Origin of the sequence: Rhizobium sp. 2YAF20 (assembly GCF_052114685.1) — a bacterium.
GTDB lineage: Bacteria > Pseudomonadota > Alphaproteobacteria > Rhizobiales > Rhizobiaceae > Rhizobium.
The window spans coordinates 36,059-52,405 of the sequence record NZ_JBFRFF010000003.1; the positions used below are offsets into that span (position 1 = coordinate 36,059).

Here is a 16,347-nt window from a genome sequence, read left to right on the forward strand (position 1 = left end):
GCAACACCGATGGAGCAAGCGCCCATGACACTGCCAATCCGCATCGCACCATCCATCCTTGCCGCCGATTTCGCCAAGCTCGGGCAGGAAGTCCGCGATGTCACAGCGGCTGGGGCGGACTGGATCCATCTCGACATCATGGACGGCCATTTCGTGCCAAATATCTCGTTCGGCGCTGATGTCATCAAGTCGTTGCGCTCTTTTACCGATGCCACGTTCGACTGCCATCTGATGATATCGCCCGTTGATGCTTACCTCGAGGCCTTTGCCAAGGCCGGGTGCGACCGGATCACCGTCCATGCCGAGGCCGGACCGCATCTCCACCGCTCGCTGCAGACAATTCGCAATCTCGGCAAGAAAGTCGGCGTCACGATCAATCCGGCGACGCCGCTTGCCGCTATCGAAAACGTGCTCGACGATGTTGATTTGATCCTCATTATGTCCGTCAATCCAGGCTTCGGCGGCCAGAAATTCATCCCGGCGATGACAGACAAGATCCGCAACGCGAAACTGATGATTGGAGATCGTCCGATCGAACTTGAGGTCGATGGCGGCGTCACAACCGAGACCGCACCGATGATCGCAGCCTCCGGCGGCAATGTGCTCGTAGCGGGATCGGCGATCTTCAAGGGCGGCACCGTCGAAGCCTATCGCAAGACGGTCGGCGACCTCCGCGCCGCAGCGGAAAGTGGCCGCTTTGGCGCAAACTGAGAAGACAGGTCCGGGGGGAAGACTTTCGCTAACCGTTCCGTCTCCCCTCTTGCTGGTGCTCGGAGCGCTCTCTTGGGGCGTGATGATGTCGCTCTCGGCCAGTTTCGCGGTCTATTTCCGCAATGGCCTGCAAACCGACAGCGCCCTCGATCTGGTGGCGCTCTATTTTCTGGGCGGGCTTATGGCTTGGCCATTTTCGATCTCGTTTGCGCGGTTCTGCGCCCGTGGCAAGGCGGTCGAGACGCGCTTTGCCGCCTTCGTGCTCTGGCTCTCGCTTGGCACGATGGCAATGACAGCCTTCCTGTTTGCGATGGATTACCGTATTTTCTATTCGCGCTGGCACGCGCCTTTCGGGTCGATCATCTGGATGTTTCAGTTCGCCTTTACGGGCGCCAGCGCCGTCTACCAGTTTGCGGTTCTCGGCAGCCGCCTCTTTATGCCGCTCGGCCTGCCGTTTCTGCTGGTCACCAGCTTTTATCTTGCAAGACGAACGCGCTAGTCTCCGCGCATGTTGTGGACACCATACGTTGAGATTGCCCGCCTTCTTTGCTAAAGGGGCGGCAAGCATTCCCTTCCCGCCTTCGAAGAAAGCACAGAGCTCATGATCCCGCGCTACTCCCGACCGGAAATGGTCGCCATCTGGTCGCCAGAGACCAAGTTCCGCATCTGGTTCGAGATCGAGGCGCATGCCTGCGACGCCCTGGCCGAGCTTGGAGTGATCCCGAAATCGGCGGCCGAGACGATCTGGGAAAAGGGTGGCAAGGCCACCTTTGACGTCGATCGCATCGATGAGATCGAGGCGGTCACCAAGCACGACGTTATCGCCTTCCTGACGCATCTGTCCGAGATCGTCGGTCCTGACGCCCGTTTCGTCCACCAGGGCATGACGTCGTCGGATGTGCTCGACACCTGCTTCAACATCCAGCTCGTCCGCGCCACCGATATATTGATCGCCGATGTCGACAAGCTGCTGGAAGCGCTGAAGCGCCGCGCCTACGAACACAAGGACACGGTAACCATCGGCCGCTCGCACGGCATCCATGCCGAGCCGATCACCTTCGGCATCAAGATGGCGCTTGCCTATGCCGAATTCGAGCGTTGCCGGGCGCGGCTGGTCGCTGCCCGCGAAGAAGTCGCCACCTGCGCCATCTCGGGCGCGGTCGGCACCTTTGCCAACATTGATCCCCGCGTCGAGGAACATGTGGCAGCATCGCTTGGGTTGAAGCCGGAGCCGGTCTCCACCCAGGTCATCCCGCGCGACCGTCACGCGATGTATTTTGCGACGCTCGGCGTCGTCGCCTCGTCGATCGAACGACTGTCGACCGAAATCCGCCATCTGCAGCGCACCGAAGTGCTCGAAGCCGAGGAATACTTCTCTCCCGGCCAGAAGGGCTCATCGGCCATGCCGCACAAGCGCAATCCGGTACTGACCGAGAACTTGACGGGTCTTGCCCGCATGGTTCGCTCCTACGCAATTCCCGCCATGGAGAACGTCGCGCTCTGGCACGAACGGGACATCTCGCACTCTTCCGTGGAGCGCATGATCGGCCCGGACGGCACGATCACGCTCGATTTTGCCCTGGCACGCCTGACCGGCGTCATCGACAAGCTGCTGGTCTATCCCGAGAATATGATGAACAATCTGAACAAGTTCCGCGGACTTGTTCATTCGCAGCGCGTGCTTCTTGCACTGACACAGGCCGGTGTTTCGCGCGAAGATTCATACCGCCTCGTTCAGCGCAACGCGATGAAGGTCTGGGAACAGGGCAAGGATTTCCTTGAAGAACTGCTGGCCGATGCGCAAGTTCGTGCGGCGCTGTCCGAAGAGGAACTTCGCGAGAAATTCGATCTCGCCTATCATACCAAGCACGTCGACACGATCTTCAAACGCGTCTTCGGCTGATGCTGATGTAGTAGAGATATAGACAAACGCCGTCGGTTATCTTCGGCGGCGTTTGCTTTTCTGCTGGTTCTAGACTGCCGGAGCAATCAGCTTGCGATAGAGATGCCATGTCGCATGCCCGAGGATCGGCATGATAACGGCAAGTCCGGCAAATATCGGGATCGTACCGAGGACGAGCAGGGCAGCGACCAGCAATCCCCACAGCCCCACGGGAACAGGGTTTGCAAGGGTCGCCCGGATACTGGCGTCAACCGCCGCAACCGCACCGACATCACGGTCGAGAAGCAGCGGAAAGGCAACGACAGTGGTAGCAAGCACGATTATCGCAAAGACAAGACCGGTCAGATTACCCCAGAGGATCAACGACATGCCTCGAGACGTGGTCAAAATGTCCGACAGGAAGGAGGAAACCGATGTCGGAACCGCATCGCCGAAATAGGCCGCGTAGATCGTGTGTGCGGCAATCAGCCAGCCAACGAACAGCACAAATAGCATCAACCCGACCGCTATGATCGACGGCAATGCCGGCGAATGTCTGACGTCGAAGGCATGTCGCCAGGACGTGTCCTGGCCGTTCTCGCGCCTGCGGCTGATCTCGTAGAGACCGATCGCAGCCAAAGGGCCGACCAGCGCGAAGCCGGACATCAGCGGAAACAGCAAAGGCAGGAGATTGGCTCCAGAACTCCAGGCAGCAAGGACGACGCCGGCTATCGGATAGAGCAGACACAGGAAAACATAGTGAGATGGCTTTTCGCTGAAATCGTCTAGGCCGCGCCTCAAGCAATCGATTACATCGGCAACGGTAATCTTACGGACGACCGGACGTACGAATGCATTCTCTGCGCCTGCCATGACATGAAATGTTGTCATCGTGCTTCTCCTCCTGGAGCCTGCTGCGAAGCACATCCTCCCGATGTGCTGGGAACGAAGCAAATATCGAAAGAACTCAAGGTCCCCTCACCCTTGTTGACGAGGGACGTTGGGCTAGCCAAGCAGGGCAGCTCGAAACCTGCATTTTTCCTGCGCCGACATCGTCAGCCGCTACCGGCATTCAGATAGCCTAGCAAATTTTGTAGTATTTGTCGCGTTCTCCCTTGACTCCGCCGCCACCGTTTCTCAAATCGGCAGGATCATGAAAGCTTCCGAAGCAGATATCCTCATCATCCCCGGCTACACCAATTCCGGGCCTGACCACTGGCAGACGCGCTGGGAGCAGAAGCTCAGTACGGCGCGACGCGTCGAGCAGGCGGAATGGTCAAAGCCTGTGCGCGACGATTGGGTTGCGCGGATCGCCGAGGAGGTCAACGCCTCGACCCGACCGGTCGTGCTGGTTGCCCATTCGCTCGGCGTGCCGTCCGTCCTGCACGCCATTCCGTATTTTCGCAAACCGATCGCCGGTGCTTTCTTTGTTGCTCCCCCAGATGTTGCCAACCCGGATATCCGCCCGAAGCATCTGATGACGTTCGGCCCCTACCCGCGCGACCCGCTGCCGTTTCCCTCGATGACGATTGCCAGCCGAAACGACCCGTTCAGTACCTATGAGCATGCCGACGATATGGCCAGCAGCTGGGGTTCTGTACTTGTGGACGCCGGAGAGGCCGGGCATATCAACGCCGATTCCGGCCATGGTCCGTGGCCCGAGGGAACGATGGTCTTCGCCCAGTTCCTCAGCCGGTTGAAACCCTGAACGAGCCCAACTTCGCCAGCGACATCATGGGCTTACAAACGGCCTACTCGCCTTGCTGAGTATCGGCACTTAAGGGCTATTTAATATAATGAGGGCACATTGGGGCGAGTTTCGCACAGGTGTTCCCATTGACGTGGTTCTTAAAAGACCGGCCGCCCCTTCCCAATGTATCGACCGACCCTTTCGGCATCTTGCATAATATGCCATCGGCAATCGTTGCCTTCGCGTTGGAGAGCCGGCAGATCGTCTATGCCAATGGCGCCTTTTGCCGCCTTTGCAAGTTTTCGGACCGCAACGAATTCAAAGCCATCGACGCTCTCCTCTTCGACGACGACCGCGCCGCCTTTTCACAATCTCTCGCTCTGTTCGCACGAAACGAAGTAGCCGAGCCCTTGCCATTGCGCATCTTCGATGGAGAAGGGAAGAGCATTTGGACAAAGCCAACGTTCTTTTCGCCACCTTCCAAATGGCAGGGCGAGCGGTTGGTCTTCGTGCAGCTTGCCGATATTGACCGCGAAAAGCAGGCCGGAGATGATTTGCGGGAACGCGAAGCGCGGTGGAATTCTGCTTTGATCAGTTCGGATCTCGGTGTCTGGGACCATGATTTCACCAATGGCCGAATGGTCTATTCGGAGACGTGGCGCAAGATCCGCGGTTATGTATCCGACGAAGAATTCAACGCCGCGCTCGATAACTGGATTCTCAATGTTCATCCTGACGACAGGACCTATGTTCTGGCCGCCATCGAACGCCAGAATGCAGGCGATCCCAACTACGGCGTTTTCAGCTATCGCGAGCGCCATAAGGACGGTCGTTGGATATGGATCGAGTGCCGGGGCGCGTGCGTCGAATGGAATGAAGACGGTGTCCCGACCCGCATCATCGGCACCGATGCCGACATCACCGAGCGGAAGCTGGCGGAAGAACTGCTGGCAAACACCTCGCGGCGATTGAACCTCGCGCTTGAGATTTCAAGGATCGGCGTGTTCGAGGCAGACATCGAAAAGGACGAAGTCGAGTGGGACGACCGTTTGATGTCGATTTACGGCCTCGACGGGACGCCACGCATCAAGTCCGGGGATTTCTGGGAATCGACGCTGCATCCCGACGATCGGGAACGTGTGATCAAGCGCGTCGATGAACATTTGGAGGGCGAAAGCGGCTTCATGCATGAATTTCGCATCGTCCGACCGGACAGGAGCGAGCGCGTTATCCGCGCCCGTGCAGCACCTTTCGTCGATGCCCGTGGCCGCCGGAAATTGATCGGAGCGAATTGGGACGTAACGGCTGAAGTCGCGTTGCGTGACGAGCTCAAACGCTCGAAGGATCTGGCGGAGGCACGCAATCTCGAGCTCGAGGCGACCAAGGAGCAGATCGAGCACATCGCCCTTCACGATCACCTGACTGGCCTGCCAAACCGCCGCTATCTCGACCAGACGCTCGAGCAGCGTTCAGCGGAATGCAAGCGGGATGGCTCGACGCTGGCCATCCTCCACATCGACCTCGACCGTTTCAAGCAGATCAATGATACGCTCGGCCATAGCGCAGGCGACATGATGTTGAAACATGCCGCCGATGTCCTGCGAGACAATGTGGGCAGCAAGGATTTTGTGGCCAGGATCGGCGGCGACGAATTCGTGGCTGTCTGCAAGCATGACCGCTTCTCCAAGAAGATATCGGCACTTGCGGCCCATATCATCCGCGAACTCCGCAGGCCCGTGCGTTACGAGACCCACGATTGCCGCTTTGGCGCGAGCATCGGCATTGCCTGCGACAGCGGACCCGATCTCGATGCCAAGCAGCTCCTGCTCAATGCAGATATAGCGCTCTACCGCGCTAAGGGCGGCGGGCGTAATCGCCACGAATTCTTCTCGCTCGACGCCCAGCACCATATCGTGGCGACCAAGCGCCTGTCGGACGAAATTCTGCTCGGCATCGAGCGCCAAGAATTCATTCCGTTCTATCAACCGCAATTCTGTGCAAGGTCGCTCGATGTCGTCGGCGCCGAGGCTCTGATACGCTGGAACCACCCGACCCGCGGCCTTCTCGGACCTGACCGCTTTCTGTCGATCGCAGAAGATCTCGATGCCGTCCCCGCCCTCGATGCCGTGATGCTTCAGCAGGCGCTCGCCGACCATCGCCATTGGTGCGAGGCGGGCCTCGATATCCCGAAGATCTCCGTCAACGTGTCCGCACGCCGGCTTGCCGACCCTGCGCTCGCAAAGACCATCCGCGCGCTGAAGATCAAGCCCGGGACAGTCTCCTTCGAATTGCTGGAATCGATTTCGCTGGAGGAATGCGACGATGCTTCGATCGCCAACCTCAAGCGGTTGAAGAAACTCGGCATAGACATCGAGATCGACGACTTTGGTACGGGACATGCGTCGATCGTCAGTCTCTTGCGGCTGAGCCCGAAAACCCTGAAAATCGACCGCGAGCTGATCAAGCCGCTGCCCCAATCCGCCGAGCAAAGACGCCTCGTCGGCTCGATCATCGAGATTGGCCGCTCGCTTGATATCCGCGTCACGGCGGAGGGCGTTGAAACCATGAGCCATGCCCATATTCTCTCAGAGCTGGGCTGTGACTACCTCCAGGGCTATGCACTGGCCCGCCCGATGCCCGCCGCAGATATTCCCGCCTTCATCCGCGGCGAGAGCTGGCGTCCCAACGATCGCGGCGCCAGGGCCATGCAACAGGAATTGGATCGCGCGTTACGCTGAGGCAGGCACGGATTTGAACCGTGGATTTGGCGGCACCGGCCTGCAAGCCTGTGCAGTATTGTGGACAGTTCATTCCATCGTCAAACAAAAGCCTGTAGAACGACCTATGAAAGCTTGCGATTCTCGTCGCGATAGATGCCCCACGGTGGAATCCCTCAGAAGGAGGTATGGGCGGATTGTGAATTCCCTTCTTTTCCGTTATGGGGACGCCCAGAGATCGATCCACTTGCGCTGTCCCAAGGGCGCCAACTACAGAGAATAACAAGATGAACCGTCGCCGCCGTATCTACGAAGGCAAGGCCAAGATCCTGTATGAAGGACCTGAGCCGGGAACGCTGATCCAGTTTTTCAAGGATGATGCCACCGCGTTCAACAAGAAGAAGCACGAGGTCATCGACGGAAAGGGCGTTCTGAACAATCGCATTTGCGAATATATATTCAACCATCTGAACAAGATCGGCATCCCCACGCACTTTATTCGCCGCCTCAACATGCGCGAACAGCTGATCAAGGAAGTGGAGATGATCCCGCTTGAGATCGTCGTGCGCAATGTTGCCGCGGGTTCCCTTGCCCAACGCCTCGGCATAGACGAAGGCGTGGTATTGCCGCGTTCGATCATCGAATTCTACTACAAGTCAGATGCGCTCAACGACCCGATGGTATCTGAAGAGCACATCACGGCATTCGGCTGGGCCAACCCTGCCGAGCTCGACGACATCATGGCGCTTGCGATCCGCGTCAACGACTTCATGACCGGCCTTTTCCTCGGCGTCGGCATCCAGCTCGTCGACTTCAAGATCGAATGCGGCCGCCTATTTGAAGGCGACATGATGCGCATCATTCTCGCGGATGAAATTTCACCGGACAGTTGCCGCCTCTGGGACGTCGAAACCCATGAGAAAATGGACAAGGACCGCTTTCGCCGTGACCTTGGCGGCCTTCTTGAGGCCTACTCGGAAGTTGCGCGACGTCTCGGCATCATCAATGAAAACGAGCCCGTGCGCGGCACAGGCCCAGTTCTCGTCAAGTAAAGGCACGAAAGGACAATCGTGATAAAGGCTCGCGTAACAGTCACACTGAAGAACGGCGTTCTCGATCCCCAGGGCAAAGCCATCGAAGGCGCACTTGGCGCGCTCGGCTTCGAAGGCGTCGACCAGGTCCGACAGGGCAAGGTCTTCGACCTTACACTTGAAGGCGCAGACAAGTCCCGCGCCGAGGCGGACCTCAAGGCAATGTGCGAAAAACTTCTCGCAAACACGGTAATCGAGAATTATAGTATATCTCTCGACTGAAGGTTGCGGGAAGCGATAGATGACTGAACTCAGTCAAGACATATGATGCGGGGTGACATTGACACCCTCCATTCAGTCAATACGCAAATTCTGGATCGCGTGGATCGCACGAAAGCCGTCTGGAACTGCGCGAACTCGCAAAAGCACAAGCAAGGTTTGAACCGCACCCATGAAATCAGCTGTCGTCCAACTTCCTGGCCTCAACCGCGACCGCGACATGATCGCGGCTTTGACAAAGATTTCCGGGCAAGCTCCGGTCACCATCTGGCAGACCGAGACCGAGATTCCGGACGTCGATCTAATCGTCATACCCGGCGGATTTTCCTATGGAGATTATCTGCGTTGCGGCGCAATTGCCGCGCGCATGCCAGTCATGCAGGCAATCAGGGAGAAGGCTGAGAAGGGCGTGAAGGTTCTTGGCGTCTGCAACGGTTTCCAGATTCTCGTCGAGGCAGGCATGCTGCCCGGCGCCTTGATGCGCAATGCGTCGCTAAAATTCGTCTGCAAGGAAATCAAGCTCGAGGTAGTCAACGCGGACACGGCTTTTACGCGTGCCTATGCCAAGGGCCAGATCATCCGCAGCCCCATTGCCCATCACGACGGCAACTATTTCGCCGACAGCGAGACGCTAGCTGCGATTGAAGGCAATGGTCAGGTCGTCTTCCGTTACGCCGAAGGCACCAACCCCAACGGCTCGATGAATGACATCGCCGCTGTCATCAACGCCGAGGGCAACGTGCTCGGCATGATGCCGCATCCGGAAAACCTCATCGAATCCGCCCATGGCGGCTCAGATGGCCGTGGGCTCTTCGCCTCCGCTCTCGACGTGATCGCTGCCTGAAGCCTCGGTGATCAAACCCACGAATATGCACGACGTGAGTGTGTCGAATGATCATGGTGGAAAAGGACTATCCTTTTTGCCGCCTTGCCTTATGAGCACCTACTCCCGCTTGACGAAAGACAGATTGATGCGCCCTTGCCGTTCCAGCCGCTTGTCCACCACTGCCCTTGCCATGTTGGCGATCCTCATGGCGTCGTGCCAGTCGAAGCCCGCGATCGTGATGACCGACACTCATAGCGCGCTGTCGACGATGGAACGGGTGGCGGTCGGCGCCAACAGCTGCTGGTTCAAGTCCGCCGATCCCGCCTTTACAAGCTATTCGATGGCGCCGGAGCTGAACTCCTATACCGGTCGACCGCGCATCCTCGTCGTTCAGCGCAACAATCCGGCTGGCCGTCCATTGCTAGTCGTTCAGGCGGAAGGCAATCCGGCAAAGATGGAAGCCTTCGGCCCGATGATGAGCGGCCAGAATTCTGCGCGCATTACCGGCGACGTCAAACGCTGGGCAAGCGGCGCGAAGAACTGCTGATCCCGGCAACCGCCAGGACCGGCCTCAATCCCAGAAAAACGACTTAGTGACTTCGCGTGTCGCCTCGCGACGCGTAATGCCTATGTCATGCAATTGATCGTCGGTCAGATTCCGAAGCGCTCGGCGGCTGGCACGCTTGCAAGCCCACTGCCTAGCGTTCCCAAAAAGCCGGGAAAAGAAGTCGCGCAGGGTGTTCGAACCACCAAGGCCAATGCAAATCAATGCACGAGGGGTAACTTGCTCACGCTGAAGCATTGTATCGATTGTATCCATTAAATTGATCCAAGTTCATTAAGATGAGCGTTTACGCTGTCTAATATTGACTCTAGCCGTCGAGCAATCTATCGATTGTCACCATGACAAATTGGCTTCCTGACATTTCGAGCGGAAGCGGGCCGGTCTATATCCGGGTCGCCGACAGCATAGAGACAGCAATATCGCACGGCGTCCTGCCACCGGGCGCAAAGTTGCCGCCGCAGCGCAATTTGGCTTTTGACATCGGGGTGACAATAGGGACAATCAGTCGCGCCTATGCCTTGGTGCATGAACGAGGGCTGGTCGCTGGCGAGGTCGGGCGCGGCACCTATGTGCTCGATCGCAGCAACAGCGACCCCATTCAGCAGATCGACCCGATCACCCAGGCGCTGTCCGGCACCCGTGGCCCAGACGCGCCTTTGGCCAGCATCCGCTTTGACGCGACTGCGGCACCGGATATTGGACAGGGAGAGATCATCGGGCAACTTTTCGCCGATATCAGCCGCGATCGGCGCGTCGAAATATCCTCTTATTCCCGCAGCTTTCCTGCCAGCTGGCATCAAGCCGGCCAGATATGGCTTAGCCGCAACGGCTGGCGCCCGGCAATCGAGAATGTCGTGCCAACGCTCGGAGCGCACGCAGCAGCGATTGCGGTGATTTCGGCTGTCACCTCCCCCGGTGACAAGATTGTCTTCGAGACCCTGACCTATACGCAGGTCAGCCGCGCGGCACGGCTATTGGGGCGTCGCTCCATTCTCGTGGATTCGGATGAACACGGGATGATCCCCGACGATTTTGAGCGCCTCTGCCAGCAACAGCACCCCCGCCTCGCCTTCCTGATGCCGACGGCCCACAATCCGACTTTGACCACCATGCCCGAGGACCGCCGCCGTGCGATTGCCGCGATCGCCCGGCGCCATAGCGTCTGGCTGATTGAGGATGACATTTATGGCAGCATGACCGGGGATCAGACCCCACTGCTGACAAGCATAGCGCCTGAACGGACGTTCCTGGTGAGCGGCCTGTCAAAATCTGTAGCCGCGGGACTGCGCGGTGGCTGGGTCGCCTGCCCGCCGCACTTCGCCCAGCGCGTCAGAGTAACCCACAAGATGACGACGGGCGGACTGCCCTTCATCCTGGCGGAAACAGGCGCCCGTCTCGTCCTTGGCGGCCACGCGTTGGCGCTACAGACAAAAGCGGTTGAGGAGATACGCGCTCGCGAGGCGCTCGCAAGGCAGGCATTTGCGGGATTCGAATTTCAGTCGCATCCGCATGTGCCGTTCCTATGGCTCAAACTGCCGGAGCCCTGGCTATCAGGGACGTTCAAGAACGCGGCCCTGGCCGCCGGCGTCCTTGTCGACGACGAAGATGAGTTCAAGGCCGCGCGTACCGAAAAGACCTATTATCGCATTCGCGTCGCGTTTTCCTCCCCGCATATAAGGGAGGATGTGACCACCGGATTCATGACGTTGCGCAGGTTGCTGGAAAATGGATCCGCCAGCTACGACAGCTACAACTGACGCCACTGTTGCAGTTTGGCCGCATTAAACCTTAAAACATCATGTACTAAGATACCCTTCTTTACCTCCTCCGTCCGAATGCTACCAATTGGGCGAAAGACCCGCGAATCGCGGGGGATTCGGGGGAATTTTCATGCGCCAACGGGTCAGGTTCGGCCAGTGTATTTCGCTAGCTACAGCGGCGGCGTTCGTCGCCATGAATTTGTTGGCGGCGGCGCCTGCGTTTGCCGGCCAAACCAAGATATTCGACGAAATGCGGTTTGGTGCCAGCGGCTCGATCGAAGGCGGACATGACCACGAGCCCGGCGTTTTTCCTGACGTACAGGTGTTGTTCAACCCTTTCGGCTATAACCCCGCAGGCACCTGGCAGGAGCAGCTTTCACATCCCCGCCTTCATGTCGGCACCTCGATCGGCACATCCGGTTCGGCAAGCCAGCTTTACGGCGGCCTTTCCTGGACGATGACCTTTTCGAACAAGATCTTTACCGAGGCGGGCTTCGGTGGCGTTGTCCACAACGGCAACCTGACCGACGAAAACGATGGCCCGAAGCTCGGCTGCCATCTGCTCTTCCACGAATATCTTGGCGCCGGCTATAATTTCGACGACCACTGGAGCCTGATGGCGCAGGTTGCCCACTCCTCGCATGCCAGTCTTTGCGATGGCCCGAACGGCGGCATGACCCGCGCCGGACTTCTCGTTGGCTACAAGTTCTGATTTTCAAGGTTCAATATGTCGCCTTTGCAATGGCCGCCCTGTGAATGGCGGCCATTTTCCTGTCGCACGACTGGTTCACATGCGCTAAAGAGTCCCTAAACCCTTTCCCGGCAAGGACTCCTGCGCGCTCATGACTCTTTCGAATTCCATTCAGATCACCCCTGAACTCGTGGCCTCGCACGGCCTGAAGCCCGATGAGTATCAGCGTATCCTGGATCTGATCGGACGCGAGCCGACATTTACCGAGCTCGGGATTTTCTCGGCGATGTGGAACGAGCACTGCTCCTACAAATCCTCGAAGAAATGGCTGCGTACCCTGCCGACCAAGGGCGCCCGCGTCATCCAGGGTCCGGGCGAAAATGCCGGCGTCGTCGATATCGATGACGGCGATTGCGTGGTCTTCAAGATGGAAAGCCACAACCACCCATCCTATATCGAGCCCTATCAGGGAGCCGCCACCGGCGTCGGCGGCATCCTGCGCGACGTCTTCACCATGGGCGCGCGCCCGATCGCTGCCATGAACGCGCTACGCTTTGGCGAGCCGGACCATCCGAAGACCCGCCACCTCGTGTCAGGCGTCGTTGCCGGCGTTGGCGGCTATGGCAATTCGTTCGGCGTGCCGACGGTGGGTGGCGAGGTCGAGTTCGACGCCCGCTACAATGGCAACATACTCGTCAACGCTTTCGCCGCGGGCCTTGCAAAATCCAATGCGATCTTCCTGTCGGAAGCCAAGGGCGTCGGCCTTCCGGTCGTCTATCTCGGTGCCAAGACCGGCCGCGACGGTGTCGGCGGCGCGACTATGGCCTCGGCGGAGTTTGATGAGTCGATCGAGGAAAAGCGCCCGACGGTACAGGTCGGCGACCCCTTCACCGAGAAGTGCCTGCTGGAGGCCTGCCTTGAGCTGATGCAGACCGGCGCGGTCATCGCCATCCAGGACATGGGGGCTGCCGGCCTCACCTGTTCAGCCGTCGAGATGGGCGCCAAGGGCGACCTCGGCATCGAACTCGACCTCGACAAGGTGCCAGTGCGCGAAGAGCGCATGACCGCCTATGAAATGATGCTCTCTGAAAGCCAGGAGCGCATGCTCATGGTGCTTCAGCCAGAGAAGGAAGGCGAGGCAAAGGCGATCTTCGTCAAGTGGGGCCTAGATTTCGCAATCGTCGGCAAAACCACGGACGACCTGCGCTTCCGCGTGCTTCACCAGGGCGAGGAAGTTGCCAACCTGCCGATCAAGGATCTCGGCGACCAGGCGCCGGAGTATGACCGGCCATGGCGCGAATCTGACAAGCGAGCCGCCCTGCCCGCCAATCTGGTGGCTGCACCGGCCGACTACGGCCAGGCCCTGCTGAAACTGGTCGGATCGGCCAACCAATCGAGCCGCCGCTGGGTCTATGAACAATACGACACGCTGATCCAGGGCAATTCGCTGCAGCTTCCCGGCGGCGACGCCGGCGTCGTTCGCGTCGAAGGCCATCCTACCAAGGCGCTCGCCTTCTCTTCGGATGTCACGCCACGATATGTTGAAGCCGATCCGTTCGAAGGCGGCAAGCAGGCCGTCGCCGAATGCTGGCGCAACATTACGGCAACCGGCGCCGAGCCGCTGGCGGCGACCGACAATCTCAATTTCGGAAATCCCGAGAAGCCGGAGATCATGGGCCAACTCGTCGGCGCAATCCGCGGCATCGGCGAAGCCTGCCGGGCGCTGGATTTCCCGATCGTTTCCGGCAACGTCTCGCTCTACAACGAGACCAACGGCGTCGCCATCCTGCCGACGCCGACGATTGCCGGCGTCGGGCTGCTGCCCGACTGGAGCAAGATGGCCCGCATCGGCAGCGCTGCCGAGGGTGACCACATCCTGTTGATCGGCGTCGACGGCAGCCACCTCGGCTCGTCGATCTATCTCAGGGACATTCTCGGCGAGGGCAATGGCCCGGCCCCCGAAGTTGATCTGTTCGCAGAGCGCCGCAACGGCGATTTCGTCCGCTCCGCCATTCGCAACGGCCAGGTTACGGCCTGCCACGATATCTCCTCGGGCGGGCTCGCGCTCACCCTTGCAGAAATGGCGATGGCCTCGGACAAGGGCCTCGAGATCGATCTTTCGGAAGGCAGAGGCCCGGCCCATGCCCTCCTTTTCGGCGAAGACCAGGCGCGCTATGTCCTTGCCGTCAAGCCGGACCTGGCCGATTTCGTCTGTATAAATGCCGAGGGCGCAGGCATCCCGTTCCGCCGTCTTGGCAAGGTCGGTGGTGAAGCGCTCGTAATCGACGCTATCCTCTCGATCCCGGTCAGCCGATTGCGCGAGGCGCATGAATCATGGTTCCCTGCGTTCATGGATGGCGGTATTCTTGTTGCCGCCGAATAGAAAACAGTGAGGTTTTATCCCGCATGCCCATGAATCCCGGCGATATCGAAGACATGATCAAGTCCGGCATTCCCGGTGCAAAGGTGACGATCCGGGACCTCGCCGGCGATGGCGATCATTATGCCGCCGAGGTCGTGGCCGAAGCCTTCCGTGGCAAGAGCCGCGTTCAGCAGCACAAGATGGTTTACGACGCGCTGAAGGGGAATATGGGCGGCGTCCTGCATGCGCTCGCATTGCAGACGTCTGCGCCGGACTGAGCCGAGACGAAAGGGCGTCGCTCGCTCAGAGAGGCGGCATCTTCGATTGCGTGAAGCCGGCAAAATCGGCCGCCGATAGCGGCCCTGCCGTCATCAAGGTGAAGTCGAAGGATGCGCGATGGTCCGGGCCAAGCACATACTGGCGATGCACCCTCAGGAAATCCGTCTTGATCCGGCGATAATGCTCGCCTGTCAGCATCGTCTTGAAGCGGATGAAGAGAATTGTCGCCTGCGGGGCGTCAGCGTCGCCGCAGACCGCTGCAACGCGCGTCTTGTAGAAATGGATGGCGTCGGTCAGGCAGTGGACGTCGGTCCAGAATATTTGGTCACAGCGGGCGATCAGACCGACGCGGGAGCGAAGACGCGACGCTGATCGCAGCAAGGCGCATTGCAGGATCGCGCTGCCTAGCGTGCTGAAGACGACGCGCTTGCCGGCGAAGAGCTCTGGCTCCCGCTCCAGCAGCAGACCGATCACATGCACCGCAGCGCTTGACCCCATGCTGTGCGACGAGATCACGTATTCATCCGCAGGCTGGTCGAGCGCCTGACGGGCACTTTCTGCACAGGCCTCTATCCAGCGCTCGACGCTGGCATCGTTTGATGCCGCCATGGCAACAGCCAGCTCCCAGTCGGAAAAGAGATGCAGCGTGTGCAATCGCTCCGCCTGCGGCAGATAGATGTAGACAAAGAACGCCAACGCCGCGGGAACGGTCACGAGCAGGCTCCAGCTCGGAAGACCAACATCGCGGAGCAGGAGCACGAAAAGCAGGCTGGTCAGCAAGCCGGCGACAACCAGCAAAAACGGGAAAATGAAAAACAGGCCGAAGCGCCACGCGTGACGAAAATATCCAACGAGCCCGCCGCCAAACGCAACACGCAGGGCCGCCAGATATCCCATCACCAGCCGTACGACCAGACTGCGGCTGTTGAGCCGATTGACGATCTCGTTGTGGTCGAGCACGTGAATTCGGCTATGGGTTTCCCACGCCCCACCCCTTGTCTGCACATCAAAATAGGGAGCAGCTCCAAAATCCTCCAGCTCTCCCAGATCTGCTGAGTAGTTCCATGCCGAAGCGCTCTGTTTTGCCGAGCGAGCGTAGCGGGCCCGATGGGCGGCGGCATCCAAGGGTTCGAAGCCGGGGAAGTGGAGAACCACCCTCTTTTCAACGCTGTTCATATTATTTCCGATGAGGTGGGTATGCGGAGCCTGTCAGCACCACCCTCCCGGGGCTTTTTCATGGCAGTTCGTTTGGAGGCAGCGCTCAACAGGCAATTTGGACACCTAGCTACCGCAAACCTCTCAGAATTAATAGAACGGAACGCGGCAGGCCGCGACGACTGGAACTTCAGAATCAAACGCACTGGCACATGCCTGAGATCTTTCGGGAGGGCAAATATCGACTGAAAACGGCCGATTTTCCCTGAAAATCCCGCAACCTGCCAGTGCATGAACGCCCCAATCTTTAGCCTGTGAAAACACCTAGTTACCAAGCGTGCAGTGGACCAGGAATCCGCAATTCCCGGCACAAAGCCTGCCTTGCTCACTCTCAAGCCT

17 protein-coding genes are annotated in these 16,347 nt (G+C 59.1%); 13 read left to right on the top strand and 4 right to left on the bottom strand.

Annotation, left to right across the window (positions count from 1 at the left end; genetic code table 11):
• The first annotated feature begins 24 nt into the window (after positions 1 to 24).
• From rpe to purB, 3 genes are all read left to right on the top strand, one after another.
• On the top strand, positions 25 to 711 hold the full coding sequence (gene rpe / locus AB4Z52_RS06205) for a ribulose-phosphate 3-epimerase (RefSeq protein ID WP_442217040.1): 687 nt from the start codon (positions 25 to 27) through the stop codon (positions 709 to 711).
• 82 nt (positions 712 to 793) lie between these two features.
• Entirely contained in the window at positions 794 to 1,210 is a 417-nt protein-coding gene (locus AB4Z52_RS06210) for a hypothetical protein (protein ID WP_442217282.1), read from the top strand.
• 102 nt (positions 1,211 to 1,312) lie between these two features.
• Positions 1,313 to 2,614 carry an adenylosuccinate lyase gene (purB, locus tag AB4Z52_RS06215; protein ID WP_442217041.1) on the top strand — a complete coding sequence of 434 codons (1,302 nt, stop codon included), beginning with the start codon at positions 1,313 to 1,315 and terminating at the stop codon, positions 2,612 to 2,614.
• A gap of 69 nt (positions 2,615 to 2,683) precedes the next feature.
• Here purB and AB4Z52_RS06220 read toward each other — a convergent pair whose 3' ends face one another.
• Positions 2,684 to 3,484, bottom strand: a complete 801-nt coding sequence (locus AB4Z52_RS06220) for a DUF2189 domain-containing protein (protein ID WP_442217042.1) — start codon at positions 3,482 to 3,484, stop codon at positions 2,684 to 2,686.
• Positions 3,485 to 3,746: 262 nt separating this feature from the next.
• Between AB4Z52_RS06220 and AB4Z52_RS06225 the strand changes: the two genes are divergently transcribed.
• The 5 genes from AB4Z52_RS06225 (at position 3,747) to purQ (ending at position 9,154) form a co-directional block, all read left to right on the top strand.
• On the top strand, positions 3,747 to 4,301 hold the full coding sequence (locus AB4Z52_RS06225) for an RBBP9/YdeN family alpha/beta hydrolase (RefSeq protein WP_442217043.1): 555 nt from the start codon (positions 3,747 to 3,749) through the stop codon (positions 4,299 to 4,301).
• 200 nt (positions 4,302 to 4,501) lie between these two features.
• Positions 4,502 to 7,021 carry a sensor domain-containing protein gene (locus AB4Z52_RS06230; protein ID WP_442217044.1) on the top strand — a complete coding sequence of 840 codons (2,520 nt, stop codon included), beginning with the start codon at positions 4,502 to 4,504 and terminating at the stop codon, positions 7,019 to 7,021.
• 266 nt (positions 7,022 to 7,287) lie between these two features.
• On the top strand, positions 7,288 to 8,052 hold the full coding sequence (gene purC / locus AB4Z52_RS06235; RefSeq protein WP_442217045.1) for a phosphoribosylaminoimidazolesuccinocarboxamide synthase: 765 nt from the start codon (positions 7,288 to 7,290) through the stop codon (positions 8,050 to 8,052).
• 18 nt (positions 8,053 to 8,070) lie between these two features.
• Positions 8,071 to 8,313, top strand: coding sequence for a phosphoribosylformylglycinamidine synthase subunit PurS (gene purS, locus AB4Z52_RS06240; RefSeq protein ID WP_442217046.1), 243 nt, complete (start codon positions 8,071 to 8,073; stop codon positions 8,311 to 8,313).
• Between the two features lie 169 nt (positions 8,314 to 8,482).
• Complete coding sequence (gene purQ / locus AB4Z52_RS06245) at positions 8,483 to 9,154, top strand: phosphoribosylformylglycinamidine synthase subunit PurQ (RefSeq protein WP_442217047.1); 672 nt, start codon at positions 8,483 to 8,485, stop codon at positions 9,152 to 9,154.
• Between the two features lie 99 nt (positions 9,155 to 9,253).
• Here the strand turns inward: purQ and AB4Z52_RS06250 are convergent, their stop codons facing one another.
• Positions 9,254 to 9,385, bottom strand: coding sequence for a hypothetical protein (locus AB4Z52_RS06250; protein ID WP_442217303.1), 132 nt, complete (start codon positions 9,383 to 9,385; stop codon positions 9,254 to 9,256).
• On the opposite strand from AB4Z52_RS06250, the gene AB4Z52_RS06255 reads away from it, so the two are divergent.
• Positions 9,327 to 9,683: a hypothetical protein gene (locus AB4Z52_RS06255; protein WP_442217283.1), complete on the top strand. Its 357-nt coding sequence runs from the start codon at positions 9,327 to 9,329 to the stop codon at positions 9,681 to 9,683. The genes AB4Z52_RS06250 and AB4Z52_RS06255 overlap by 59 nt on opposite strands.
• 24 nt (positions 9,684 to 9,707) lie before the next feature.
• Here the strand turns inward: AB4Z52_RS06255 and AB4Z52_RS06260 are convergent, their stop codons facing one another.
• Positions 9,708 to 9,956 (bottom strand): DUF1127 domain-containing protein, encoded by a 249-nt coding sequence (locus AB4Z52_RS06260; RefSeq protein ID WP_442217048.1) that lies wholly within the window; start codon positions 9,954 to 9,956, stop codon positions 9,708 to 9,710.
• Between the two features lie 83 nt (positions 9,957 to 10,039).
• Here AB4Z52_RS06260 and AB4Z52_RS06265 point away from each other — a divergent pair, with 83 nt between their 5' ends.
• The 4 genes from AB4Z52_RS06265 (at position 10,040) to AB4Z52_RS06280 (ending at position 14,792) form a co-directional block, all read left to right on the top strand.
• Positions 10,040 to 11,458 carry an aminotransferase-like domain-containing protein gene (locus tag AB4Z52_RS06265; RefSeq protein WP_442217049.1) on the top strand — a complete coding sequence of 473 codons (1,419 nt, stop codon included), beginning with the start codon at positions 10,040 to 10,042 and terminating at the stop codon, positions 11,456 to 11,458.
• 196 nt (positions 11,459 to 11,654) lie between these two features.
• A complete protein-coding gene (locus AB4Z52_RS06270) occupies positions 11,655 to 12,173 on the top strand; it encodes an acyloxyacyl hydrolase (protein WP_442217050.1) in 519 nt (172 codons plus the stop codon).
• A gap of 130 nt (positions 12,174 to 12,303) precedes the next feature.
• Positions 12,304 to 14,535: a phosphoribosylformylglycinamidine synthase subunit PurL gene (gene purL, locus AB4Z52_RS06275; protein ID WP_442217051.1), complete on the top strand. Its 2,232-nt coding sequence runs from the start codon at positions 12,304 to 12,306 to the stop codon at positions 14,533 to 14,535.
• 23 nt (positions 14,536 to 14,558) lie between these two features.
• On the top strand, positions 14,559 to 14,792 hold the full coding sequence (locus tag AB4Z52_RS06280) for a BolA/IbaG family iron-sulfur metabolism protein (protein WP_442217052.1): 234 nt from the start codon (positions 14,559 to 14,561) through the stop codon (positions 14,790 to 14,792).
• Between the two features lie 25 nt (positions 14,793 to 14,817).
• Here AB4Z52_RS06280 and AB4Z52_RS06285 read toward each other — a convergent pair whose 3' ends face one another.
• Positions 14,818 to 15,969: a hypothetical protein gene (locus AB4Z52_RS06285; protein WP_442217053.1), complete on the bottom strand. Its 1,152-nt coding sequence runs from the start codon at positions 15,967 to 15,969 to the stop codon at positions 14,818 to 14,820.
• Positions 15,970 to 16,347 lie beyond the last annotated feature (378 nt).

Coding starts and splice junctions, on each gene's coding strand:
- rpe (WP_442217040.1), top strand. CDS start 25: ATGACACTGCCAATCCGCATCGCACCATCCATCCTTGCCGCCGATTTC.
- AB4Z52_RS06210 (WP_442217282.1), top strand. CDS start 794: ATGATGTCGCTCTCGGCCAGTTTCGCGGTCTATTTCCGCAATGGCCTG.
- purB (WP_442217041.1), top strand. CDS start 1,313: ATGATCCCGCGCTACTCCCGACCGGAAATGGTCGCCATCTGGTCGCCA.
- AB4Z52_RS06220 (WP_442217042.1), bottom strand. CDS start 3,484: ATGACAACATTTCATGTCATGGCAGGCGCAGAGAATGCATTCGTACGT.
- AB4Z52_RS06225 (WP_442217043.1), top strand. CDS start 3,747: ATGAAAGCTTCCGAAGCAGATATCCTCATCATCCCCGGCTACACCAAT.
- AB4Z52_RS06230 (WP_442217044.1), top strand. CDS start 4,502: ATGCCATCGGCAATCGTTGCCTTCGCGTTGGAGAGCCGGCAGATCGTC.
- purC (WP_442217045.1), top strand. CDS start 7,288: ATGAACCGTCGCCGCCGTATCTACGAAGGCAAGGCCAAGATCCTGTAT.
- purQ (WP_442217047.1), top strand. CDS start 8,483: ATGAAATCAGCTGTCGTCCAACTTCCTGGCCTCAACCGCGACCGCGAC.
- AB4Z52_RS06255 (WP_442217283.1), top strand. CDS start 9,327: ATGTTGGCGATCCTCATGGCGTCGTGCCAGTCGAAGCCCGCGATCGTG.
- AB4Z52_RS06260 (WP_442217048.1), bottom strand. CDS start 9,956: ATGGATACAATCGATACAATGCTTCAGCGTGAGCAAGTTACCCCTCGT.
- AB4Z52_RS06265 (WP_442217049.1), top strand. CDS start 10,040: ATGACAAATTGGCTTCCTGACATTTCGAGCGGAAGCGGGCCGGTCTAT.
- AB4Z52_RS06270 (WP_442217050.1), top strand. CDS start 11,655: ATGAATTTGTTGGCGGCGGCGCCTGCGTTTGCCGGCCAAACCAAGATA.
- purL (WP_442217051.1), top strand. CDS start 12,304: ATGACTCTTTCGAATTCCATTCAGATCACCCCTGAACTCGTGGCCTCG.
- AB4Z52_RS06280 (WP_442217052.1), top strand. CDS start 14,559: ATGCCCATGAATCCCGGCGATATCGAAGACATGATCAAGTCCGGCATT.
- AB4Z52_RS06285 (WP_442217053.1), bottom strand. CDS start 15,969: ATGAACAGCGTTGAAAAGAGGGTGGTTCTCCACTTCCCCGGCTTCGAA.